The following is a 21,783-nucleotide window of genomic DNA, read 5'->3' on the forward strand; positions in this document are numbered from 1 at the left end:
TGATTATCCGGCAGTAGTCGTTGTAGTTTTGAAGTTACCTTCTTGGTCTGCAATTGCAGTAAATGAACCAGCAACTAAAGCTTCTGAGTCAGTAGCTTTAACATCGAAGCGATCAATTACACGAATTTTAGTAGTATCAGTTTCAAATGCACCAGCACCAATATTTGTTGGAAGTAATGACATGTTTTCACGGTCAAACAATGTAATAGCTTGTGACATATCTCCATAATAAAGTGGATAAACTGGAGCATTTGTTGTTCCACCATTTGGAAGCCAGCGATCTGCAACAACAATAACTTGTTTTCCTTTAACTAGATATGAATTAGGTTTAGTTGGGTCTGATTCAAGTAAATATTTACCCTCTGCAGTTTTAACCAAAGCAAGTTTATTCAACCCTGACTGGTTAGTCAAAAGACTTGAAGTAGCGATAATCGCAGGGTCAACAGATGTATTAATCATAGTAATAACATCATCAAAATTAGCGATTGTTGGTTTTTTAGGTACTGCTTGCATTACCGCAATAATCGCTTGGTTACGAGTTACAACGACTTTTTTAGCAATCCAGCTTGATAACCATGCAAGGATATTTTCTGCTGTATCTTTAAGCAATGTATTAGTTGCAGTGATGATTCCCGCATAACGTTTAATCAAGTATTTAATAATTGTCAAACGTGGATTATCAAGATCAGGAATTTCTCCATCTTCTGTATCCATTACTGTCAACGGAGTAACATCAGTCCATTTTTCATATACACGACTACCGTTTGAAGTAGAAACACTCTCAACACGTACATATTGTTGTAGTGAGTCATATTGGCGAACCAATGTATTAATCATAGTACGGATATCTTGCGGAATAGTAAGCCCAGCAGCGCTATCATTGCCATTATCTCCGTTTGTATCATTAGATGAAACAGTATTGAGAAATGCCATAGGATTGCGAACCATGTTTACGAAATCTGAAACAAATTGTTCTTTAAGATTATTTTCTTTTTTAGTAAGTGGCGCTTTATCTTCTTCACGCATATTAACCACTTGCTCAGCTTGAGCTTCAATAAGTTGTTCTCTCAATGCATCACGGCGAACTTTTTCATTATCACGTTTATTTTTTAATTCTGACATGGCCTCTGCTGAAAAATTATCATCGTTAAGAGCCATGTTGATTTGGTCATTAAAGTCTGTGACTTTATCTCCTGAAGCAATCCATGCTTCGTTCAATTGATTTACTGTTAATTTAACTCCCATTTGAGTCTCCTTTATTTTTCTAATAAAATAGCCAACTTACGAGAACGTAAATCGGCTTGTTTGTTTTCTATAATTGGTTCTTCTTTCGGAGGGTTATTCCGATTTTTGAAATTCATGAAATTCATAAATTCATTAAGTTTATCAGCAGTTGGAATATTGCCGATTGAGTTAGAAAATACTGGTTTATTAGCATCTACAAACATAATGTTGTCTGCAAATCCTTTATCCACTGCATCTTGAGCTGTCATCCATGTTTCATTAGACATCAACTGCAATAAGTCAGATTGTTTCATACCAGTTTTTAATTCATAAGCTGCAGCAATAGATTGGTCAACACCATTTAAAACTTTAGCTTCATGCTCAAAGTCATCAGCGTTCCCTTGACCGCCACTACTAGCTTTATGAATCATCAATTGGGCTGTAGGAGAGATATTTACCGTATCTCCGGCCATTGCAATTACTGAAGCTGCAGATGCTGCCAACCCTTGAATATTTACAGTTACAGGTTTACCATTCATCTTAATAGCAGTATAAATCTCAGAAGCTGCAAATACATCTCCGCCATTAGAAGCGATATTTAAAACAATTTCTTCATCATCAGCATTTACTAAGGCATCATTAACTTTAGATGGACTTGTATAATCGATTCCAAACCAGTCATACATCATTCCGTAACTATTATCAACTACATCTCCTTTAATGTCGATTACTGTCATCATTTACCTCCTTTCTAAGAATAATCACCATGACCACCTCCTTTCCTATGGTACTGGCTCATTACTTTGGCCAGTTGTCTTTTTATTTGTATTTTCAGGGGCTGGTAGGTCTTTAGGAATATATCCTGCTTCTTGCAAGATATATGTAGCTTGATTTTCAGCAACAGCACCCCATCTTGTAGCAGTACTAATAGTAGATAAGTAATTATCACCAAGAGGGTCAATAGCTGGTCTCATGTTAACGCTTATGTGGTCGCTTAACTTATACTCCAATTCACTTATAGCTGGTCTTAAATAGCGATTTAATGCACTTGCGTACATTCCACTTATTTGTTGGATTGATGATTGTTGGTCACCTTGTCCGCCAATATAGCTGTCAGGAAGCCCATATACTTTGGCATATTGCTTAGAAGTCCAATCAGTTTGTGATAATAATTGAGCTACATTTGATTTAATTTCTAGTGCAGTAAATTCTTCAAGGTCATCTAATACTACAGGACCACCACTTCTTGAACGTTTCATAAACGAACGAGAACGAGATGCTTTATCTTTATCACTAAGAAGTCCACCACCTTTAACAGTAAGTACACCAGGAACATTTAATGAACTATTCAATGAACTAATTGTTAATCTATCAGAGGCTCTTTGGATTTTTGATTCACGTCTCAAAGAATAAAGTGGACTAATTCCAGTTTTACCACCATCGATTGATAGTAGTTTCATATGAATCAAATCGCTCTGTGGAGCTTGTAAAATAGGCTCTATTTTAGGGTCATCAAAAGTGATGTTATAATACATTCCATTTTCATACTCGAAATAATAAGTATTTACTTGAGATGGCCTTAAATATTCCCATTTCATATCAGCGCCATTAGCATTTCTCCAACGATAAGCGAACGCTTCACCTCCTAAAAGCAACTGTGCAAACATTGATTGCCAAAACCCATGTTTATTAGCATTGGTGCTTGGATTATCAATGATTCCTTGATTCTTTTTCTTTTCAGCATTGATTTTAACTATTGCTAAATCACTAGATAGTTGCAAGATAATAGAAAATAAGTCTGAATTTCTTAATGCTGCACGAGCTGAAACCCATTCATTATTATCACCAAGCAAACTTTCCATTATTTGAGCATCATTTCCATCTGGAAAATAGCTTTGAATACTACCAACTTCCGGCGGATCATTTGTTTGGTTGATAAAGTTTAATATTGGCAAAATCAATCACCTCCCTTCGTAATTTTGGAACTAATAAACCAAGAACCAACTCCAAAAACAATAAATGTTACTGTTAATGTAATTCCACCAGCAAATAAGTTCATTAGAAAAACTGTGATATTTAACGTAATAGCTGCTAAAGAGAAGCATAGAACATCAAAAACATCCCATATTTTTTTAAAAAACGTTTTAAAAATCTTCATCAAATCCCCAATCATCATCTATTTCGTCATCAAGGTCTAATAAGCCAGATTCTTGGCTAGTAACCCATTCTTTTACTTGTTCTGGTGTCATATGCTCAACTTGCCAGCTTCTATCATTTGCCATTCCATAATCTTCAAAATGATTCATACCTTGATATAGGGCATCTATAATTGCATCGACAACGTCAATTTTAAGTGTAGCTTTTCGCTTATCTACTTGAATCCCAACTGAGTCTGAGCGTAGAACGGCATTTAATAATGCTTTTTCCATTATTTTGTCATCTAGTCGGCTAACTGTCCCTTCCACAAATATCTTTTGCAAAAATTTAGTAGGGTTCATCAATTCACTAGTCCATTGCTTTATAGGTTGTAGATTGAAACCAGTATTATTTAGCAACATTTGAATAACTTTAGTCACTCCCATAGAATCATAACCAAAAAACAAGACATCAAGAGCATTTTCCTCAACATATCTTGTTATCCATTCATAAACCTCATCATCGTTGATTAATCCTTGTTGATGGCTTGTAATTGTACAGAAACCTTTAGTTTCAAGTTCTCTATAGTTAATACCATCTTGTTTTTCTTTGGCTTCAATTGAGCCTGCAGCTTGAAAAGGAATAAATGAATGTTGTTCAACATGCCATTTTGCCTGCCCTTCTTCACTTACGTAAGGATAAACAAAAGCAACTGCTGTATTATCTGATGACATAGAATAGTCAACACCAACATAACAGCGTTGCCCATAGATATTAAATTCAGGAACAATCGCTTTTTCAACATCTGCTAGGTTTAAATAACTATCTATATCTGATGAAAGCCACATGTTAAGATTCTTACATTGGAAGTCATGAACAGCACCAGTAAGTATATCGTTATCACGCTTATCAAGCAGTCCTTGCATGAGATTATCATGTTCTGAAGCTAAATCTAATAAAGGGTTTGATTTAACCCAAGTTTCTGGCTTATAAGTTTCGTCTAGACTATCATTACTCCAAATTAAACACAGATATGTATCAGCATCTCTTAAAAAGTCTTGTTCCATAGCCTGTTGCAGCATCTTCTCATCTTCATGAAAAGGAACGGTAGGATCAGGATATGCTGTTGAAATTTGAACAAATTGACGGTTAGGAACTTTAACTTGCCCTGATACAATCTTAGAAATTTTTTCACGGCTTTTTACTTCACCTATTTCATCAAAGATAGCGGTTGTAAAGTGATATGAATCATATTGCCCAGCTTCATGAGAGATTGGACGAATGACGTTATTATGATTCCTCATAATAATTTTGTCAGCTTGTAAGCTTAGGTCAGTTTTATCAGCTATTTTTTTCCATGGATTAATTGTTCTAAGAACATTAATCATCGATTTTAAATAGCCATATAATTTACCTGTTTGTTTCGCATTAATCGATGAAACTAAAAAGTCCTGGTTACTTAAACCACGACTTTCTACAAAAAATGAATAGGCCATTAATATGGCTAACATATAAGTTTTCCCTTGACCACGTCCTACAGATATAATTGCACGACTGAAACGTTTCCCACCTTCTTTATTTCTCCAACCTATTAATAAAGACAGCATAAACTTCTGCCACTCCATTAATTTAGTCGGTTCCATAGTATCGACGTTTGGAGCCATTTTAGAGAACTTCATTAACCTTTTTACATGTTTTACTTCATAATTAAAAGGAAAATCTTCATTTCCTATCCTTTTTAAGTCCTGTAAATGCCTAAAACATGCTAATTTCATTAAATATCCTGTTGTGTACTTTTCATCTAAGACATCAAAAGCATATTTTGTAGCAGGGTCTTGATATTCTTCTCTAATATCTTCATAATTTAGCGAATGATATGTACCGATAACATCATGGGTTTGAGTTAAATCAATCTTCATCGAAGAAATCCCCCATTCCATCATCTTCATTTTCGTTTGTTTGCATATTAAGTTGCATCAATTCAGAACGTGATTTTGGAGATAAACCTAACTCAGAACCAATCTTTGTAAGATTTTTTATTGCATCTGAGTAAATTTGAGTCATTGGATTACGTTTGAAACCTTGAAACTGTCTATCAATAATTGCACCAGTCATATCTTGAACAGGTTTAAAAATTTCTTGAACCTCACCATGTTTTTTGAGATGTTCGTATGAATTTCTATAAATTTCATACTGAGTACAGTACATTTCGACTAAAAATGAATCAATCTTATCAACTGGTTTTTGTTCCTCAAGAAAGGGAACAGTTTTACGCCAACAAGCACTTGCGAGAGGAGAAAGGTGTTTAGGAGCGCGATAAGACAACTTCCCTTCATTACTATCTTTGAACTTCTTAGCTGTCATTTTTTCTCCTTTCTTTTAGTGTTTTGACCCCCCCTATATAAAAATTTTCAAAATTGGGTTTTGATATAAGATGAGACCTATGTGTGTGGTTTCCCTAGTATAAGTATAGGGGGGAGGGTTATTAAAAATTATCGATTATTTTTTTGAAAATCTGGCAGGTCTTTTACATTTCTGATAGGGATAGCATTCTTTAGCTTATTCCCCATTCCAGTTCCATAATAAAGTTGTTCCCATTTTGTCTTGGCCGTATGGCATTTACTGCAAGCTATTGCAATGTTAGCTAAGTTAGTCCGATTCTCAGGCTCTACCTCATAAGGCACGATGTGGTCTCCTATGTTACCAGTTCTAACTCGCTTATGATTCAAACAATACTGACATAAATAGTTATCACGCCTGAGTGAAATCTCTCTTATCGAGCGCCATTGTTTGCCTTGATAGAACTTATGTTGCTCTGCTTTAAATGGATCTTTATTTCTCATTCGATCATAGTCCTTATATCGTTTACTATTATCAGTACGATTAGTCCATCGTTCTCTGCTTGCTTGATATGCTGCTTCTTTATCCGCATGCTTAGTACAATAGTGTAGTGGTCTAATAACTACAGCGTGGCAGTTAGGCTCACGACAACGTCCAGTCATTGGCAAGATAGCATCTCCTCTCATCAACAATAAAAGGCTGCCCAATGGACAACCTGTAATAAAATATAATAGCAAGTCAGGGAGTCGAACCCTGACAAGCTTAGAAGTATATCCAACCGAACGAATTACATTTTGTTTGCTTTCGCTGATAACTTCATGCTACCATTATCGCACTTAAATTAGGATATAAACGTGAATAAAACGTGAATAAAAAGGAAAGTGAAATTAGTCTAAAGTTTCTCTCCATAATCCATCTCTCAAAGTTTTTTTAAATGAATCATACTGCTTTCTAGCTGTACTCTCTTCTAAGCAAACTCTGATAGCCACGTTATGCCAAGACATTCTGTGCTTAAATCTAGCAATAATAATATCTTTTGCAATTGTTCCTTGTATAACTTCCATTAATTCATCAAGCGTTTGTTTCTGGTCATTAAGTTTACCAAGTTCTTTATCAGCTTCTTTAATCAAATAGTTGCGCTCTTGTGGTGCAGTGTTTGAACTACTGCCACCACTTCCGATTCTTTCCTCGTGTTTCTCACGAGTGATCCAGCGTTCTCTTGAATTAATTTTAACTTGAAGCATTCCAGTCATGTAGTCACTTAATAACAAATCTAATCTATCCGCCATTTAAAAGATTCCTCCGTCTATGGTATAATAGTATTAGATACAATCATGCCGAAGCCCATTGCCGTGGGCTTTTTTGTTTTATAGCAATGTTATAATTATCCAAATTAATAGTTCGATAAATCCCATTACTAATAAGCCTATACCTCCTCCAAGAAGAAGACTATCTTCGATATCATTGCCATTAAACTTACTAAATAACGTTCCTATAACAGCCGAAATTATTAATAGAAGAAGCATTAAGGCCAATATCTTTTCATCATTAACTGACATTTTATCTGATGAATTAATGGGAAGATATATTGGAACGAAGCTCGTTAAAAAATTAAACATTCTATTCAACCTCGATTCCCAGTTCTTTAGCCAACTCATTAATAAGAGCCGTATTATCTTCGATATTTTGTTCCAACAAAGGGATGAGTGTGTCAACTCTAGTGTTAAAAGAACATTGTGTAAATCCGGTTAACCTTAATCCGACTTTATCAGTCAAAAGAATATCACTCTTTTTATAATGTTCTAAAGCATTTTTCTGGCTTTCAACATAATGAATTAAGCTTTCAAGTCTTTCAATTTTAATTTTGGTTTCGACAATTTGTTCTGAAAAATCAACAGTAATTTCTTGTGGCATTTTTCTCCTCCAGTTGAGTTTAGCGAGTTCCTAGCTCAGTATGTGATATAATATAAATGACCAAAAATATTTAAAAATATTATAATAAGTTGTTGTAAATTCGTATTTCGCTCAAGTTTGGTCAGCTTGGGCTTTTTTATATTTCCTTTTATTTAAGTCTTCTTGCTTGTACTCAATTGATAATAGTTTTAAAATAAAATTGTACAAACAATACAAACTATTTGAAGGAGGACTAACTCATGAGCTATGTCGTAGATAAAATTGGTGACTTCAGTGGTTATCATGAAGTACACAAAGGAACTTGCCCTAACCGTCCAAAAGTTAATGATTCATACCTTATTGACGGACATTTTGAAAATGATATCGAAGCGATGGAATACACTCGTAGAACTCATCCATCACTTCAAATTAGACCATGTTCATCTTGCATGGACACATCCTCACGTTAATTTTTGTTAATCCCTCGAGGCCCTCATCTTTGATTTGGGCTTTTTTTTGCGTTCAATCCGTATGTTTATCTTCGTTATTTGATAAATAATCGATAACATTAATTATGGCTACCATATAACCAATAGCAAAATCGGATTTCATTGGCTTGTTATTGCTATTTTCATTATTCAAAAGACTATTTGTAATATCATGTATTTGTTTAAGCTTAAATTGTGCTGATAGTTCTGCTCTTCCGATTTCGGAATTCATATAATTAATATCGTTTCTAACCATTCTCCACCTCAATCCATGTGTTTATCAAGCCATTTTTCAGGGAACACGTTCTCTGACTCGTCAAAGTCTGAGCGGTTTAAGCGTTTATCTGTAATGTAGCAACGCCGACAAAAGCGTTCTTCATGAGCGCCAAATAAATATACACTCCATTCCGACCACTTATGCCCGAACAGCTTACACATTAATTTCATTTATATACCCCCAATCCTTTTATAATTTCATCAGCGATCATACTAGCCCAAGGTTCTGGAATCTGTGGGTTGAGTGCATTACTGATTTTCTTTATAAAATCACGTCTAATTACTATCTGATATCTTTTGAAATGTGCTTGGTGAAACATATCATGTTTTGAATAATAGTCTAATTCTTCTTCCAATTCATCTATTTCTTCAAATAGTTTGCTTATTATCGGTTTCATTATCCAACTCCTATCAATTTCAAAATCAGAGCAATCCATACTATTAATTCAACTACAATATAAATGCTCACATCTATTGGCTTTATTATTCTTTGCTTGCCAATGTTATAAATTACCATTCCTGCGCCAATAACATCTCCTACCAGGAATACCCATAAAATTATATTAATCATTCAATTCCTCCCCACCAGTCATTGACCAGCGATATTAGTTTGTCGCTCATTCTGATACCTCGTTTTTCGCAACATCAAGAAATTCAATCTGATTAATTCGTACTTCTGACATTTTTCCATTTATTTCTACAATAGCAATAGGATAAGCGACAGTGCCTGCTTTAAATCCACCAGCCATTAATGAATCTCCATGAGTATGTGAATGCTGAAATAATCCCAGAAAAGTTCCTTCGACCTGCTTTTTATTACTAAAAGTTACCAAGCAAGGTCTTGTTTCTAATTCAATTTTCATCCCTCCACCACTTTCACTAAATCAACTCCGATGGCTTTGCCTGCGAGGTAGGCGAACACTATTCGATAATTACCAGCAATAGTTTGAACAATTAACTGTGGTATTTCATCATATGTTACTCTGGAAAACTCTACCAATGTACCACCCATATTTCTGTACATAAGACCCTTACTAGTAAGTTCAAAATCATATTTTTCCAACTCATCCGCAATGCTTTTAGGAATCGTGAGCTGGGGTTGTGCAAAATAATATGGTTGAGCATCTTCATCCCAAAGTTTATGAAATCTTAATTCTTGCTCATGATTATGAACTAGTATTTCAAACGCTGCTTCTTTACTGCTAAATGCAGTTCCATGAAGTAAATATCCACTTGGTTCACTCATCGCCGCTCCCTTAAAGTTTTTTAACAGCTTCAATAATTTCATTCAAACTTTGATATGAAATATATCCATCTTCGCCATGCTCAGTCATATTGAACTTTTTATATGAACCTTCATGACCTAAAGTATTTTCGTTTAATTCAGGGAAACAATCGCCATTGTGACATAAATCTCTTCCCCAACCTAAAGGCTCAACCAATTTATCAACTTCTTCAATTTTCATCATCCCCTCCAATCGCTGCGAGTGCTTGTTTATAATATTTGATAGTATCATCACTACCATTTAGTTGTTCAATATCTTCTATAGCTTCTGTCAGTGCCTTTTTCGCAGTGTTAAGCTGTTCTTGTAGTTTTTCAACCGTTTTTTCGTCAGTGCTGACAGGTTGTTGATTTGCTTCTGCAAAAAATGCCTTGTTTGCAATATCCATTAATTTTCCACAATCAACTGAATCAATTCCAGTTTCTTCAAAATCCATGGCCACATCAATTGCTAAATTATTTATTTCATCCAGCGCTTCACGATAGATACGCTCTTTTGCTGTTTCTTGTGTCATTCTCACACCTCCCCAGTGCTACCAAATCCGCCTGTACGCTCTCCGTTTGCATTGTCATCGTCTGTTGTAAGGTATTTGACAAATACACCTTGCATAATTCGTTGTCCTTTAGCAATCGTTACAGGCTCTTTTGAGATGTTCATAAACAATCCTTTAAATTCATTAGGATAATAATCTGAATCGATAATTCCTACTGAATTAATCAATGCAATGCCACGCTTAACTGGATTGCTTGAGCGGTCATATAATTTCAGCACTTCGTCATGTCCAAGTTGAACAGCTAGACCTGTACTTACCATTTTTATTTCATCAGGTTGAATCGTAACTGTTTCGCTTGCTGAAATATCATAACCTGCGCTGTGTTCTGTCGCTCTTTCTGGAAGTGTCGCATTTTTATTTAGTTTTTTAAATTGTCTAGTCATTTTATTCTCTCCATTTTAAATACTGGCTTAGTTTCATATTTTTTATAAATATTTTTCCGTCTAATTTCATATTCTTTTTCCAAAGCTTTAAGCTCATCTTCTAAAAGATTATGCTCTTTGTGAATCATCCATTTACCACAGCGAGGACACCTTGAATCATCAATCCATGCTGTGGGTTCATTGCTAATATAACCACAATAAGGACAAGTTATATCTTTGTAGCAAGGATCGTTCATTCTCCGTCCTCCACAGGAACAAGCTCAATGAGCGGGTTAATCCATGGCTTACAATCCGAACCAAACTCATGCCCGTCTGGCAAAATACACCCTTTATAAATCGCACCGCCCATGATTTTACCAAGTTCTGATTTTGTGAAAGATGGTATGAATTCAGAAACTTTCCAACCGATTACTTCTCGCTCTCCCCAATCATCCAACTCTTCTCCATATACAGGGTCATAACTATACGGTTGCCATTCGCCTCTATCTCCGCACCACCAAATTCCACGATGATTATTAGGAGATTTCAATTTCACATAATATTTTTTCTCGCTCATTCCGCCACCTCAATCTGTTCATAGCTCCCAATTTCCATGCTTTCGATTTCGGATTGGGTGAATGATGATTTATACCGACCTGTCGCTTCGGTACTACCCCAGTGTTCAAAATATCCAGTGCTTGTGTCTAATATCAAGTAACTTGTTGTCAGTTTATTCTTCAAATAGAACAGCTGCGGTTTTTCGACTTCATATTTGCCAGTGATAAATGCTAGAGCGAAAATGTCTTGGTTTTCAATACCCTCACAAAGCCAATTGAAAACAGGTAGCCAATCTTTATTTTCTTCAGGTAGGGTTTCGACTTTTGATTTAATTAAGTCAAGAGCTTCAAACGCTGAGTAATGGTTCGGTATACTTTCAATAGCTCCTGCCACATACTCAGGCACGACTGGCAGGGCTTGCTGTTGGAGTTGGGGTTCAACTGCCATACCGTTTGAATCGAATGTAGTACGCTCATCTCGCATGAATGAGTTTTCATTTTCGAGTTTTAGAATACGTTCGTCTTTCTGTTTCGAATCATATTCAAGATAGTCAGCATACTCACGCATTTTACGGTACTGACTTAATACAGACTGCATAGAATTGTTTAGTTCAGTGATTGGGCCATTATCTGGTCTTTTAAATTCTTCTTCAAACTTAGTCATTTTTCGTTTCTCCATTTCCCTGGACAGCATTGACTGCAAAAACAGTTATCATGATTCCATTTATATTTCTTAGCTCTTAATGGAACTATCAGAGGAATTAACTTAATTTTATTAGTCATTTTTCGTGTCCTCCTCGAAAATAATTTTTAGTACAAATTCTTTAATGAAATCAACTGGAACTGTACTGCCATCTTTAGCATATAATTCGACTGTTTCAAGCACTTTCGATTTTGCGTACTCTTGCATTTGCTCTGCTGTGTAAAGTTTAGGAAAATCGTCAACTTCTATAGCGTTTTCCTTGCCCCCTCTATCAATGACATAGCTGTATGGCATCTCATCCTCAAAGACTACAAAGTCTTCTGGACTTACCGCTTCAATCTCGCTTAGCTTCATCTAACTGCTCCTATAATCCTAATTCATCTTTTCTTGAATTTTCGATTGCCATTTGTGCTCTGATATTTCTTCGCAATCTACGTTCTTCTTTTGTTTCGTGCTTTCTACGGTCACGATCGGTTATTTCATCAGAGATTTTAGACTTTGAACCACCATAAGGTTTCCAACCGGGATATTTTTCCATCATCGCTTTTTCATTTACAATGGCGATTTTGACTGCATTCTTTTTCGGAGAATTAGCCATACCATTTTTAACCCAAGCAGCGACTGAATGAGGTGAAACAAGAAGCATTTTTGAAAGCTCTTTTTTCGTACCAGTTCCCATTTTTATCCCATTGAAATAAACATCATAAATTTTTTCTAACCTTGCCATCTCCTGCCTCTTTCAATCCACTTAGTTTACTTTTCCATTGTTCATGAAACCATTCGTCATCTTCATCAGCGACTCTATAGTTTTTTAAAACATCTTTATCTTTAAATTCCAAAACATTCTTCTCTTTTTGCGTTGTCATAATAACACCTCATATTTTAGCTTTTAAGCGCTTTTAGATTTTTCGTGATAAATTATCCATGAAATGGTTTAAGCGCTCAATGTAACCGTAATTTTCATGAATTAAAGCTATTCTACTTCTGTAACTTCAATTTCTATCCGTGGTCGCAAGCTATAACGCTTCTTAGCGTAGATATCACTGATTTGGTTGTCATCTGGCCATGCATGTTTGTTTAGTGCATCTAGTACAGATTTTTGCAAATTATCAATATCTGGCTTTTTGACCACTGGCATTGTTTCTGCTTCAAGCGCTGCTTGATTCTTTTTTATTTTTGATACTGCTATTGGTGGCTCAAGATAGAAACCCAATTTAACAAATAGTGGCTTTCCTGAAACTTCCTGTTTTAATTTCAGCAATTTCCATTTGAATAAGAGTTGAGCTTTCCAAGCCATGTATTCCTTAGGCATATAAGCTTTTACAAATTCGCCTTTACTGCTAAATCTAGGTCTTGGGCTTGCCATTGGCTCCATTGCTATTTCAAACTTCACTTGATTCTCCTTGCTATCTCGTAAATAACTGGTACTGTCACGCTGTTCCCAGCTTGCTTGTATAACTGACTGTTTGAGTTTACTTCTTGCGCCTTGTCAAAAGCCCAATCAGGGAAGCCTTGCAATCGCCAGCATTCACGAGGTGTTAGCTTTCTAATTCTGATTCCAGATTTCAGCAAATTATTTTCGTGCCAAGAATTAGATGATAATGTTGGTACAACTTCATGCTCTCCGCCTTTATTAAAACCTCTTGGCTTTTGAACAATTTTAGGAATATTTCCACTTCCACCACCAGCTTTTAATGTTCTTGCTAATCCTTCAACATCAAAAATATTTTGTTCAAAATGCCAGCCATTTTTTGTTTTACCTTTTAATGGGTTTTGAACAGCTACACCATGACTATCTTGAGCAGTTAAAGTAAACATTGGCTCACCATTTTCTTTAAATCTCCTGCCATTTTGTCTTTTTTCTGCTCGATCAGGAGTTAAAACTGGTATTGCAATCTTAGGTTCTCTTCCTCCGCCTTGCATTGTATTTAAAGTTGGGCTTAATCCTTCTGAAGAGTAAACACGATTAGTTTCACGAGGCATACCGTTTTCTTTGTTTAAAACAACGATTTTTATTTTAAATTCATCGTTAGTTTCGATGTTGCTTTCTCCGATAGGAAATACTTCTCGTCCACGTTCTCCTCTAAGATGTCCGATAATGAACACCCTCTCTCGGTTTTGTGGAACTCCGAAATTTTTGCTGTTAAGTATCTGCCATTCTGCATCGTACCCCAATTCATCAAGGGTGGATATGATAGTTCTAAAAGTTCGCCCTTTGTTGTGAGATAAAAGCCCTCTAACGTTTTCAAGGAATAAAGTCCGTGGTTTGATTTGTTCAGCCGCTCTGGCAATCTCGAAGAATAACGTTCCACGAGTTTCATCAAGGAATCCTTTTCTTTTACCTGCGATGGAGAAAGCTTGGCAAGGGAATCCTCCACAAATAAGCTCAACTGTTCCACGTAAGGCTCTCCATTCTTCATTGCTGACTGTTGTAATGTCATGATATTCTCGTTCTCCTTCTGTATTATGAATGGCTTTATAACTCTGCCTGGCAAACTTATCGATTTCACAAAAGCCTACGCATTCATGTCCAGCTTGTTCAAGTCCAAGTCTAAATCCACCAATGCCGGCAAATAAATCAAGAAATTTCATTTTCTTCTCCAAATCTAGCAATTGCAGGAATTACTCCTGAATCTGTCAGTTCTTTATTTTTTTCAAAAAATATTTCGGTTGCTTTTTCATTATCAATACCTTTAACTATTGCGATAAAAGTGATAGGACTTAATACTATTTCCTCTTCATAAGCTTTTTCAACATATCTGCAGTATTGTTTATGGGTAATCCCAGGAATAAAGCTACGAAAATACTCTGATAGCCCCTCATCAAGAGCCCGTTTTTTAAGAGTCCAAGCCATTCATATATTCCTCGAATTCTTCCGCTGTCAGTGTTTCTTCGTCTTTTTCAAATCTTTGATTAGACCAGTTAGGCGCAGATTTGACAACTTTGCTATTTTTAAATCCTTGAATAGGCGTTAAATCATAGTCATCTTCCCAACCTTTACCGTTAAACCATGTGCTGCCATGTTTTATATAGTTTTGTTGGGTATTTTTAACTCTTATTTCTTCCAAATAATTTTCAAGACCCGTTTTTATCTCTTCGTCTGTCGTTCCAGATTTTACAGCTCTTTTATAAGCTAATAGAGCTTTCGGTTTTCCTTTTTTGTTAGGATATATTTTCCAAAGATTGTTAAATCTAGTTTCTAAATCAGACTCTTTATCGGACTTGTCCGATATATTATTATTTGATATATTAATTGATTTATTAGATGATATATTATCTTTAAAGTTTTCTTTAATACCCCCATAAAGATTTCTTTTAGGGGTATTAAAATTTTCTTTAATACCCCCATTAAGTTTATTTAAAGAGGGGTAAATAAATCTTTTTTCTATTTCTTTACCAGAATATTGATATTCGAGGTTTATATATCCTTTATCCTGCAACTTACTCAGGGTATTTGAAATTGTAACTTTTGTTTTCCCGTATCTTTTAGCAAGATATCCATTTGATGGAAAAATACTTCCATAAGAATTTGCCATCGTGTATATTTCACTAAAAAGAAGTTTTTCAAAATCATTTAAATCATCAGCTTCAATAATCGGCACTGGGATTTGATTGAAGAATTTTGTACTTTGTTCCAAACTTTCTCCTTTCTTCTATATTTATTTCAAGTTTTATTTTTCAAATTAAAGGCTGGGGAATGTTGCGCATTGCCTATCCCCTCGAATTTAAGCATTTGTTACGCACGCTGCACCTGGATGTTAATTAAAATGGTAGGTCATCATCTGAAATTTCCATTGGATTACTTCCAAATGCATCAGGATATTGAGGTTTTTTATTTTGTGTCTGTGGTTTATTGTCTTGTTGAGCTTGAGATTTATTGCTTTCAAGCATTTGAAAATTATCTGCAACAACTTCAGTCACATAGACTTTTTGACCTTGTTGATTCTCATAATTTCTTGTTTGAATCCGTCCAGTTATTCCAATCAAAGCTCCTTTTTTTGCAAAGTTGGACAAATTTTCAGCCTGTTGTCGCCAAATAACACAATTGATAAAGTCGGCTTCTCGCTCTCCGTTTGCGTTTTTAAATGGGCGATTGACCGCTAAGCTAAATGTTCCTACCGCTTGGTTCTGTGGTGTATATTTAAGTTCTGGGTCACGAGTTAAACGCCCCACTAATACAACATTGTTAATCATTTTGTTCTTCCTTTTTTTATATCTACGAATTTTTCGATATCATTGTAAGCTTCATCAAGTGGCATTTTTAGCCAATATTGTTGTTCATCAATACTTGCCCCATAGTCTTTTCCAGCAATACTTACCATCTTGTTAACTACAGATTGAAGCTTTCCCTCATCAAATTCTTTTTTATCTTTACCAACAACATATAATTTAGGTGGAGTTGGTACATCTTCTTCAGTAAAGTCAGCTTTTGTATTTTGAACCTTTGAATTCTGAGGTAAAGCCCAACTTGGAAGTTGTGGATTATTCCACCAAAAGTTCTTTCCTGCTTTTTTATCAAAAACTTTGTTCCAACCATCAGTCTTTTCGAGTGATGTTTGAGCAAAACTGGTAGGTAAGTCATATAAATATCTACCTACTCCCCATTGGACAGCTGCTCTCTTCATTGAGCCGGATAACCCACCTTTAACTGCTTCAACCTGCGTGTTTTCTGCTCCATCCCACTTGGTAACCCATTCATCTCCAAACTTAACGGATATACCACATAACGTCCCGCCATCTGGAGCTGTTTTGAATTCGTTCTTCCATCCAGCAATTCCAAAAACTTCATCAAAACGTTCTTGGACTGCCCGATTATCCATATAAGCAAGAACCATAGCCCAAGGTTTCCCTTGCTTAGAAAATCCTGATTGTTGAACTCTCCAAACTACTCGGTCTGGTTGTAAAGGTTTTTGTAAGGCAAGCATTTGTTCTTCATAATCTGCCATGATTTACCTCACGCATCCCATTTAAGAGGTGCTTTCTTATCTTTATAAACAATGGATTGCTCAAGCTCTTGTTCTATTCCATCTCCAAACTTGCTCTTGAGTTTAGTTAAAGTAATTGGCTCTACACAATCCCAACCATGAGCCTTAACTAAGTCATATTTCTGTTTATTAGTCATGGTTAAAACCTTTTGTTGTGCTGCTTTACCATAACTCAAACGATTGAATTGTTGACCTTCATCAAGCCGTTTTTTAGCCTCAGTTTCGCCCTTTTTATAAAGGTCAGCTATAATCTTCGCCTGAGCTAAGAACTCTGTGAGTGTGATATTATCCATATCTTTTATAGCTGATGGATTCAAGTCAACCCTTTGACCATCTCCATCTACTGGTATAAGTTGTAAGTCCATAATGTTCTCCATTTCTATCTAATGCATGCTTTCATTTCTTCGAAAATCTCTCTAGCAGTATCGACATCCTGATTTGTGTACCATCTTGTATATGAACCAGAATGAAGAGTTACCATTGTCCGCCAAGTTTTATAAAGGCTTGTACAAGATAGACCAGTTACGATTGCATTTAAGCATTTAAGATGCATGCGGCCAGTTGGTGAGGTAAAGAATTCTTGAACTTCTTCATCCAACTCTTCCCAAGGAGTTTTTTCTCTAGCTACTTTTTTAGGATTAATAAAAGACTTGCGTTCAATCAGTCCTTTATATTCTTCAATTGGGATTGTCACTGTTTTAGTTAAATTAGTATTTTCATCAACGCTCATTTAAATTCTCCATTTCAAATTTCTAGGCATTCGTGGTATAATTTAAGTAGAAGTTTTGGCGAATTTCCTACTTGCTCTGCGTGCCATGCAGGGCTTTTTTATTTTGCTACAGTAATTAAATCAATATTGTCAAAACGATGTTCTCTTTCCCACGCTTCACGATAAACTTCGTTTTCCATTGCACGTTGGTACCAGTAACGTTTTTCAGCAGTTTCATCACAATATTCTTGTGAGAATCGTGATGCTTGAGCTACTGCTTGCTCATATAATTTTTTATAATCTACATCAATATCTTGCAGTTTATGACCAACTGGTGTTGGAATTAGTCGAACAGTTCGACCGTTTCTAGTTGCTGTTTGCATTAATTTCCTTTCTATGTATGCGTTTTAATCCTCCGAGTGCTATAATTACTGTGAGCAGATATTTGCGGTATTTGCTTAGTTTTATGGAAAGGAGGAATAAGCGATGAAAAGTATTATTATTTCGTATGATTTAAATAATTCTGGGAAAAACTATGATGGTTTAATCCAAAAAATTAAATCATATCCTAATTGGGGTAAAATAAATGAATCTGTTTGGCATATAAACACTGATGATTCATGTAAACAAGTTAGAGATAATTTGTTATCTGCAATTGATAATGATGATAGTTTATTTGTCGGTGGGCTTACTGGCGAAGGAGCATGGCACAATGTAAAATGTGGTGATGACTATCTCAAGAAAAGTCTCTAGAGTCAAATTCGTCACTTTTGTGGCGTTTTTTTATTTCTACTGAAATAACACTATCATCAATATTTTTTACTACTTGTTTAATAAGTTGTTCTGTGTTCAAGTTCACAATTTTTTCTCCTTGAACTTCTTCGTCAATAATTAGTACTTTAGATTTCATAAATTTCTCTTTTCTAGCGGAGCACCGCATTTAATGAATTAATTTTGTGTGTGTGGAGGTAGTCGTTTTCTCCTTAATCATGTCTTGCCCGACATTTTAGTAATAAAAATCATGTAAATCTTCCAAGAGATAGAAGACTGAACTGCCTCTATTTATTGAAGGTAATCCGTTTTCTCTCCACTTTTTCAACGTATCTGATGACATGTGGAATTCTTTCAACAAATCAACCTGCCTGATTTCTCCGGTCTTACTTTCATATTTGAACAGCTCCTTTTGGAATTTCAGCCATTCATTCGTCATCTTACGAAACTCTTCCAGGACGCCATTGGCTAGATACGCAGCCATTGGATCATATCGTTCTCCCATAGATTCTCCTTTCTAACTAGCTAAATCTTGTAAAAATTTGTTTACAAAATAGATTTGACCTTTGCCTGTTACTTTAGGTGTTTTGGTTACGGTGATCTTCCCACTATTATGAACGTGAGTGTTTTCGGTAAACTCTAAAATACCTAAGTTCATTGAACGTTGAGTTGGTGAGTTATAATCGCTACCAATTTTTTTAACGAGGTATCCGTTATCTCTAAGCCAAGTAAATAATCGTTTCTCTCCGATATCAATTCCATTTTGTTTCAGGATTTTCGCTAAATCTCGAATGAGAATCGTGTTTTCGGAAGCTGAAACACTATCAGCGAATAACGCTTTTGGTTTCATTTGGCTTTTTTCAAGTTCAAGTTGCTTAATCTGATTACCTGCTTGAAGTAGTAAATCTGCCAAACCGTTACCAGAAATAACGTCTTGAGCCTTTGCATCAGTCATGTAAGCCCCGTGCTTGCGGATTGTTGGGAGGACTTCAACAGCTAACCAATCTGTGAATTTTTCAGATACAGCATTGTTCGCTTTGAATGCTAACTTGTAAACCATAGGTTCGCTGATGAATGAGCCTTTCCCCACTTCTGGGGAATTTGGCAGATAACTATTTACTCGTTCCCACTTAACATATTCTTTTCCATTTTTTACTTGAGTAATACCCATAGCCTTTGCGGTTTGTTCTGCACTAAATAGAACTTCTTCTCCCTCGACTTTAACATCAAGATTGAAAATTCCATTTGTAAAATTTTGTAATTTGTTCATATTTTGCCTTTCTAACTAGCAATATTCTGTCCAGTTCGTTTTAAACCGATGTTTTTCCCTAAAAAAATATAATTAAAGGGATAGTCATAAATTTTTGACAATTCTTTTCCAAAATCTAGAGGGATATTAGAACTATCTTGCTCATATTTCAGAATGGTTTGATAGTTTTTTCCGACTATTTCTCCAACTTCTTTAGCTGTTAATCCAGCGTTGACTCGTGCTGCTTTTAATGTAATTTTGGGTGGTGTTTTCTCTGCCATACTGGCTCCTTTCTGTGTTTTAAATTTCTGCATACGCAGTAAGGGAAGTTCAGGAATCGAACCTGTTCGCCAGTCTCCCCTGCTCATTGTGAGCGATATCATAACTCCGTGATATAATGTAAGTGACTAAACTAAAATTATATTGGAGGCTTTATGAACAAAATTAATTTTTTCTACCCGGTAACTAGAGGAGGACTTATTCCATCAGCTACTATTAGAGTACCAAATAATCATGCTGATAATTTTCATATTTCAGTAAATTCGGGATTTATCCTTGAGAAGCATCCTTTTCAATATTATTATGATATTGATGTTAATGGGTTCAATTTTGTATCACGCAGAGTAATAAATGGATTCATAGAAGATAACACAATGAATAATTTCATTGTAAATATGACAAGTAATTTTACATTTAATGATGTTTACCCGAATAATCAATATACTTTTCGTATACGAATATTTGATAGTATGAATAATGAATTAGATCATTCAGAAACAACAGTATACTTAGTAGGAGATAAACATGCCTAAAGAAACTCTAAAACCAAAAGGACAATTTGATGATTCTGAAGGATATGCAACTCCAGAATATGTAAAAGATATTACTCACGCTGCAGAACTAGATATAAGAACTTTGAAAGAAAAAGTATCAAATCTAGACAGTCGTATTAATTTCGAAATAACTTCCAGAAACAAAATTATGGAATCTAACAAAAAGGATACTCAGTGGAAAATTACATTATTTGTTACAATAGCTTTAGCTATATTGGCATTGATATTTAAAAAATAAAACTATTTTATTAAAAATTTTATTATAATAATGGGTATCATTATAATACACCCTGATAACATTCCGTGAATCATGGGGAATCTATGGTAAAACTTACCCCCAATTTTTATATAGTCCCATACTTTTTTTATCATTCTTCTCCTTTCTGCCCCTATGGGGCTTTTTATTTTGTCAGTTCAACTGCTGCTTTATAAGCGTTTGACCATTTAAACAGCTGAGGCAATAAAGAGTCTTTGATAAATTGAACAGAAAAATCTTTTAACAGTTGTTTTTTGTACCACTCAACACTGTGCTGCTGAATAGTTTTTCCGTAATGCGTAACTACTTTTTCCATTAGAACCTCCATTCTCCTGCAAGGGCTTTTTATTTGCCAAACTTGCTACTTACGTCGCGGTGGATACGTCGTGTACCGTCATTTGAGCCTGTTCCGTCCGCCGTACTGAATGCTCCATGATTGTTCGCTTGTTTGACTTTATGAATTAATTATAACATCGGTTTAAAGCAATGTCAACTATAAAAACGGAAAAAACCGATATTTTTATGTGTTTTTTATTGATTATTTCGTTTTATTCCGATATAATGTTTATAAATTAACGAAAGAGGACAGTAGCATATGGGACGTGGGAAATTAACTCCGCAAGATGAAGCAATGCGAACAATAGTTTCTTCTAATATAAAAAAATATTTAGATATAAAAAATAAGAAAGCAGTTGACTTACAAAAGAATACAGGCATATCTCAAAGCTCAATTAGTGAATATATAAATGGTAAATCCCTACCTAATCCTGGTAATCTTCAAAAAATAGCTGATTTCTTCGGTGTTCTTAGAGAGGATATTGACCCTAGACATTCTGAAGATTGGGAAGAACCTGGAGAATTGCCGGATGTTATCCAACGAATAACTGATATATCTATGCAACTCGAAGAGCCTCGTCAAAAAATAGTACTTGATACAGCTTCTTCTCAATTGGAAGAGCAAGAAAAGGCTAAAAAAGCTATTAAATCAAAACCAAAAATAACTCCTCTGTTCGATATAAATTCTCCGCTTACTGACGAAGAACTTCAAGTGGCTGTTGACGAAGCTGTAGCTTTTGATGGTGTCCCTCTGACAGATAGAGAAAAAGAACTCTACAAGCATTTGCTCCGTGAAGCATGGGAAGAAGACCATGGCAGGGGGTGAAAT

At 35.3% G+C, this 21,783-nt stretch carries 43 protein-coding genes; 5 read left to right on the plus strand and 38 right to left on the minus strand.

The features are described from left to right. Window positions 1–3: 3 nt before the first annotated feature. The 9 genes from QJV49_RS04915 to QJV49_RS04955 form a co-directional block, all read right to left on the minus strand. A complete protein-coding gene (locus QJV49_RS04915) occupies window positions 4–1,245 on the minus strand; it encodes a phage major capsid protein (protein WP_225513015.1) in 1,242 nt (413 codons plus the stop codon). An 11-nt stretch (window positions 1,246–1,256) separates the two neighbouring features. Then, the gene (locus QJV49_RS04920; RefSeq protein ID WP_370632055.1) at window positions 1,257–1,964 is read right to left on the minus strand and encodes a head maturation protease, ClpP-related; all 708 of its coding nucleotides are present in this window, start codon (window positions 1,962–1,964) and stop codon (window positions 1,257–1,259) included. Window positions 1,965–2,006: 42 nt separating this feature from the next. Next, window positions 2,007–3,185, minus strand: a complete 1,179-nt coding sequence (locus tag QJV49_RS04925; protein WP_309568393.1) for a phage portal protein — start codon at window positions 3,183–3,185, stop codon at window positions 2,007–2,009. Beyond that, the gene (locus tag QJV49_RS04930) at window positions 3,182–3,400 is read right to left on the minus strand and encodes a DUF1056 family protein (RefSeq protein WP_281449166.1); all 219 of its coding nucleotides are present in this window, start codon (window positions 3,398–3,400) and stop codon (window positions 3,182–3,184) included. The genes QJV49_RS04925 and QJV49_RS04930 overlap by 4 nt, the downstream gene beginning before the upstream one ends. After that, window positions 3,369–5,279, minus strand: coding sequence for a terminase large subunit (locus QJV49_RS04935; protein ID WP_225513011.1), 1,911 nt, complete (start codon window positions 5,277–5,279; stop codon window positions 3,369–3,371). Before QJV49_RS04935 ends, QJV49_RS04930 begins: the two co-directional genes overlap by 32 nt. Further along, a complete protein-coding gene (locus QJV49_RS04940; protein ID WP_225513010.1) occupies window positions 5,269–5,724 on the minus strand; it encodes a phage terminase small subunit P27 family in 456 nt (151 codons plus the stop codon). Before QJV49_RS04940 ends, QJV49_RS04935 begins: the two co-directional genes overlap by 11 nt. A gap of 128 nt (window positions 5,725–5,852) precedes the next feature. After that, window positions 5,853–6,368: an HNH endonuclease gene (locus tag QJV49_RS04945; RefSeq protein WP_225513022.1), complete on the minus strand. Its 516-nt coding sequence runs from the start codon at window positions 6,366–6,368 to the stop codon at window positions 5,853–5,855. Between the two features lie 219 nt (window positions 6,369–6,587). Further along, window positions 6,588–6,989: a DUF722 domain-containing protein gene (locus QJV49_RS04950; protein WP_225513009.1), complete on the minus strand. Its 402-nt coding sequence runs from the start codon at window positions 6,987–6,989 to the stop codon at window positions 6,588–6,590. A 331-nt stretch (window positions 6,990–7,320) separates the two neighbouring features. After that, window positions 7,321–7,614 (minus strand): DUF1359 domain-containing protein, encoded by a 294-nt coding sequence (locus QJV49_RS04955; protein ID WP_225513007.1) that lies wholly within the window; start codon window positions 7,612–7,614, stop codon window positions 7,321–7,323. 239 nt (window positions 7,615–7,853) lie between these two features. On the opposite strand from QJV49_RS04955, the gene QJV49_RS04960 reads away from it, so the two are divergent. Continuing rightward, window positions 7,854–8,063: a hypothetical protein gene (locus QJV49_RS04960; protein WP_038600435.1), complete on the plus strand. Its 210-nt coding sequence runs from the start codon at window positions 7,854–7,856 to the stop codon at window positions 8,061–8,063. Between the two features lie 52 nt (window positions 8,064–8,115). On the opposite strand, the gene QJV49_RS04965 is transcribed toward QJV49_RS04960, so the two are convergent. From QJV49_RS04965 to QJV49_RS05080, 24 genes are all read right to left on the minus strand, one after another. Further along, the gene (locus QJV49_RS04965; protein WP_281449152.1) at window positions 8,116–8,349 is read right to left on the minus strand and encodes a hypothetical protein; all 234 of its coding nucleotides are present in this window, start codon (window positions 8,347–8,349) and stop codon (window positions 8,116–8,118) included. Then, entirely contained in the window at window positions 8,346–8,528 is a 183-nt protein-coding gene (locus QJV49_RS04970) for a DUF1660 domain-containing protein (protein WP_225513156.1), read from the minus strand. The genes QJV49_RS04965 and QJV49_RS04970 overlap by 4 nt, the downstream gene beginning before the upstream one ends. Continuing rightward, on the minus strand, window positions 8,525–8,755 hold the full coding sequence (locus tag QJV49_RS04975) for a hypothetical protein (RefSeq protein WP_225513154.1): 231 nt from the start codon (window positions 8,753–8,755) through the stop codon (window positions 8,525–8,527). Before QJV49_RS04975 ends, QJV49_RS04970 begins: the two co-directional genes overlap by 4 nt. Continuing rightward, on the minus strand, window positions 8,755–8,928 hold the full coding sequence (locus tag QJV49_RS04980; RefSeq protein WP_225513153.1) for a hypothetical protein: 174 nt from the start codon (window positions 8,926–8,928) through the stop codon (window positions 8,755–8,757). The genes QJV49_RS04975 and QJV49_RS04980 overlap by 1 nt, the downstream gene beginning before the upstream one ends. Window positions 8,929–8,974: 46 nt before the next feature. Beyond that, window positions 8,975–9,220 (minus strand): hypothetical protein, encoded by a 246-nt coding sequence (locus QJV49_RS04985; RefSeq protein ID WP_225513152.1) that lies wholly within the window; start codon window positions 9,218–9,220, stop codon window positions 8,975–8,977. Next, complete coding sequence (locus QJV49_RS04990) at window positions 9,217–9,603, minus strand: hypothetical protein (RefSeq protein ID WP_225513151.1); 387 nt, start codon at window positions 9,601–9,603, stop codon at window positions 9,217–9,219. Before QJV49_RS04990 ends, QJV49_RS04985 begins: the two co-directional genes overlap by 4 nt. Before the next feature lie 10 nt (window positions 9,604–9,613). After that, entirely contained in the window at window positions 9,614–9,823 is a 210-nt protein-coding gene (locus QJV49_RS04995) for a hypothetical protein (RefSeq protein WP_225513150.1), read from the minus strand. Next, complete coding sequence (locus QJV49_RS05000) at window positions 9,813–10,154, minus strand: hypothetical protein (protein WP_225513149.1); 342 nt, start codon at window positions 10,152–10,154, stop codon at window positions 9,813–9,815. Before QJV49_RS05000 ends, QJV49_RS04995 begins: the two co-directional genes overlap by 11 nt. Window positions 10,155–10,156: 2 nt before the next feature. Continuing rightward, window positions 10,157–10,576, minus strand: coding sequence for a dUTP diphosphatase (locus QJV49_RS05005; protein WP_225513147.1), 420 nt, complete (start codon window positions 10,574–10,576; stop codon window positions 10,157–10,159). Then, window positions 10,573–10,812, minus strand: a complete 240-nt coding sequence (locus QJV49_RS05010) for a transposase (protein WP_225513146.1) — start codon at window positions 10,810–10,812, stop codon at window positions 10,573–10,575. Before QJV49_RS05010 ends, QJV49_RS05005 begins: the two co-directional genes overlap by 4 nt. Beyond that, on the minus strand, window positions 10,809–11,132 hold the full coding sequence (locus tag QJV49_RS05015) for a hypothetical protein (protein WP_225513145.1): 324 nt from the start codon (window positions 11,130–11,132) through the stop codon (window positions 10,809–10,811). Before QJV49_RS05015 ends, QJV49_RS05010 begins: the two co-directional genes overlap by 4 nt. Then, window positions 11,129–11,806: a DUF1642 domain-containing protein gene (locus QJV49_RS05020; protein ID WP_281449142.1), complete on the minus strand. Its 678-nt coding sequence runs from the start codon at window positions 11,804–11,806 to the stop codon at window positions 11,129–11,131. Before QJV49_RS05020 ends, QJV49_RS05015 begins: the two co-directional genes overlap by 4 nt. Before the next feature lie 81 nt (window positions 11,807–11,887). Beyond that, on the minus strand, window positions 11,888–12,169 hold the full coding sequence (locus QJV49_RS05025) for a hypothetical protein (RefSeq protein WP_225513142.1): 282 nt from the start codon (window positions 12,167–12,169) through the stop codon (window positions 11,888–11,890). 10 nt (window positions 12,170–12,179) lie between these two features. Next, complete coding sequence (locus QJV49_RS05030) at window positions 12,180–12,542, minus strand: DUF658 family protein (RefSeq protein ID WP_225513141.1); 363 nt, start codon at window positions 12,540–12,542, stop codon at window positions 12,180–12,182. Further along, on the minus strand, window positions 12,517–12,681 hold the full coding sequence (locus QJV49_RS05035) for a hypothetical protein (RefSeq protein WP_225513139.1): 165 nt from the start codon (window positions 12,679–12,681) through the stop codon (window positions 12,517–12,519). Before QJV49_RS05035 ends, QJV49_RS05030 begins: the two co-directional genes overlap by 26 nt. A gap of 107 nt (window positions 12,682–12,788) precedes the next feature. Beyond that, a complete protein-coding gene (locus QJV49_RS05040) occupies window positions 12,789–13,208 on the minus strand; it encodes a RusA family crossover junction endodeoxyribonuclease (RefSeq protein ID WP_225513138.1) in 420 nt (139 codons plus the stop codon). Then, a complete protein-coding gene (locus QJV49_RS05045) occupies window positions 13,205–14,407 on the minus strand; it encodes a DNA cytosine methyltransferase (RefSeq protein WP_225513157.1) in 1,203 nt (400 codons plus the stop codon). Before QJV49_RS05045 ends, QJV49_RS05040 begins: the two co-directional genes overlap by 4 nt. Beyond that, window positions 14,394–14,669: a hypothetical protein gene (locus tag QJV49_RS05050; RefSeq protein ID WP_281449167.1), complete on the minus strand. Its 276-nt coding sequence runs from the start codon at window positions 14,667–14,669 to the stop codon at window positions 14,394–14,396. The genes QJV49_RS05045 and QJV49_RS05050 overlap by 14 nt, the downstream gene beginning before the upstream one ends. Further along, window positions 14,653–15,453, minus strand: coding sequence for a helix-turn-helix domain-containing protein (locus QJV49_RS05055; protein ID WP_281449168.1), 801 nt, complete (start codon window positions 15,451–15,453; stop codon window positions 14,653–14,655). Before QJV49_RS05055 ends, QJV49_RS05050 begins: the two co-directional genes overlap by 17 nt. A 124-nt stretch (window positions 15,454–15,577) precedes the next feature. Next, entirely contained in the window at window positions 15,578–16,009 is a 432-nt protein-coding gene (ssb, locus tag QJV49_RS05060; protein WP_225513127.1) for a single-stranded DNA-binding protein, read from the minus strand. Further along, complete coding sequence (locus tag QJV49_RS05065) at window positions 16,006–16,761, minus strand: Rad52/Rad22 family DNA repair protein (RefSeq protein ID WP_225513125.1); 756 nt, start codon at window positions 16,759–16,761, stop codon at window positions 16,006–16,008. The genes ssb and QJV49_RS05065 overlap by 4 nt, the downstream gene beginning before the upstream one ends. An 8-nt stretch (window positions 16,762–16,769) precedes the next feature. Then, the gene (locus tag QJV49_RS05070; protein WP_225513124.1) at window positions 16,770–17,165 is read right to left on the minus strand and encodes a hypothetical protein; all 396 of its coding nucleotides are present in this window, start codon (window positions 17,163–17,165) and stop codon (window positions 16,770–16,772) included. A 14-nt stretch (window positions 17,166–17,179) separates the two neighbouring features. Further along, on the minus strand, window positions 17,180–17,530 hold the full coding sequence (locus tag QJV49_RS05075; RefSeq protein ID WP_225513123.1) for a hypothetical protein: 351 nt from the start codon (window positions 17,528–17,530) through the stop codon (window positions 17,180–17,182). Window positions 17,531–17,628: 98 nt separating this feature from the next. Next, complete coding sequence (locus QJV49_RS05080) at window positions 17,629–17,892, minus strand: hypothetical protein (RefSeq protein ID WP_225513122.1); 264 nt, start codon at window positions 17,890–17,892, stop codon at window positions 17,629–17,631. Between the two features lie 103 nt (window positions 17,893–17,995). Between QJV49_RS05080 and QJV49_RS05085 the strand changes: the two genes are divergently transcribed. Next, window positions 17,996–18,262 (plus strand): CRISPR-associated protein Cas2, encoded by a 267-nt coding sequence (locus QJV49_RS05085; protein ID WP_225513120.1) that lies wholly within the window; start codon window positions 17,996–17,998, stop codon window positions 18,260–18,262. On the opposite strand, the gene QJV49_RS05090 is transcribed toward QJV49_RS05085, so the two are convergent. From QJV49_RS05090 to QJV49_RS05105, 4 genes are all read right to left on the minus strand, one after another. After that, complete coding sequence (locus QJV49_RS05090) at window positions 18,246–18,419, minus strand: hypothetical protein (RefSeq protein WP_225513118.1); 174 nt, start codon at window positions 18,417–18,419, stop codon at window positions 18,246–18,248. The genes QJV49_RS05085 and QJV49_RS05090 overlap by 17 nt on opposite strands. A 96-nt stretch (window positions 18,420–18,515) precedes the next feature. After that, on the minus strand, window positions 18,516–18,785 hold the full coding sequence (locus tag QJV49_RS05095; RefSeq protein ID WP_225513117.1) for a transcriptional regulator: 270 nt from the start codon (window positions 18,783–18,785) through the stop codon (window positions 18,516–18,518). Window positions 18,786–18,797: 12 nt separating this feature from the next. Continuing rightward, window positions 18,798–19,550, minus strand: coding sequence for a phage antirepressor KilAC domain-containing protein (locus QJV49_RS05100; RefSeq protein WP_225513115.1), 753 nt, complete (start codon window positions 19,548–19,550; stop codon window positions 18,798–18,800). A gap of 11 nt (window positions 19,551–19,561) precedes the next feature. Next, window positions 19,562–19,810 (minus strand): helix-turn-helix transcriptional regulator, encoded by a 249-nt coding sequence (locus tag QJV49_RS05105; RefSeq protein ID WP_031559261.1) that lies wholly within the window; start codon window positions 19,808–19,810, stop codon window positions 19,562–19,564. Between the two features lie 153 nt (window positions 19,811–19,963). Here QJV49_RS05105 and QJV49_RS05110 point away from each other — a divergent pair, with 153 nt between their 5' ends. Next, window positions 19,964–20,341 (plus strand): hypothetical protein, encoded by a 378-nt coding sequence (locus tag QJV49_RS05110; protein WP_225513113.1) that lies wholly within the window; start codon window positions 19,964–19,966, stop codon window positions 20,339–20,341. Next, window positions 20,334–20,600, plus strand: a complete 267-nt coding sequence (locus QJV49_RS05115; protein WP_225513112.1) for a hypothetical protein — start codon at window positions 20,334–20,336, stop codon at window positions 20,598–20,600. The genes QJV49_RS05110 and QJV49_RS05115 overlap by 8 nt, the downstream gene beginning before the upstream one ends. A gap of 163 nt (window positions 20,601–20,763) precedes the next feature. On the opposite strand, the gene QJV49_RS05120 is transcribed toward QJV49_RS05115, so the two are convergent. After that, window positions 20,764–20,934 carry a putative transcriptional regulator gene (locus QJV49_RS05120; RefSeq protein ID WP_225513110.1) on the minus strand — a complete coding sequence of 57 codons (171 nt, stop codon included), beginning with the start codon at window positions 20,932–20,934 and terminating at the stop codon, window positions 20,764–20,766. A gap of 279 nt (window positions 20,935–21,213) precedes the next feature. Here QJV49_RS05120 and QJV49_RS05125 point away from each other — a divergent pair, with 279 nt between their 5' ends. Continuing rightward, window positions 21,214–21,780, plus strand: coding sequence for a helix-turn-helix transcriptional regulator (locus QJV49_RS05125; RefSeq protein WP_225513108.1), 567 nt, complete (start codon window positions 21,214–21,216; stop codon window positions 21,778–21,780). Window positions 21,781–21,783: the final 3 nt, after the last annotated feature.

The sequence above is a fragment of the Lactococcus sp. NH2-7C genome, from assembly GCF_029953655.1.
Classification (GTDB): Bacteria; Bacillota; Bacilli; order Lactobacillales; family Streptococcaceae; genus Lactococcus; species Lactococcus lactis.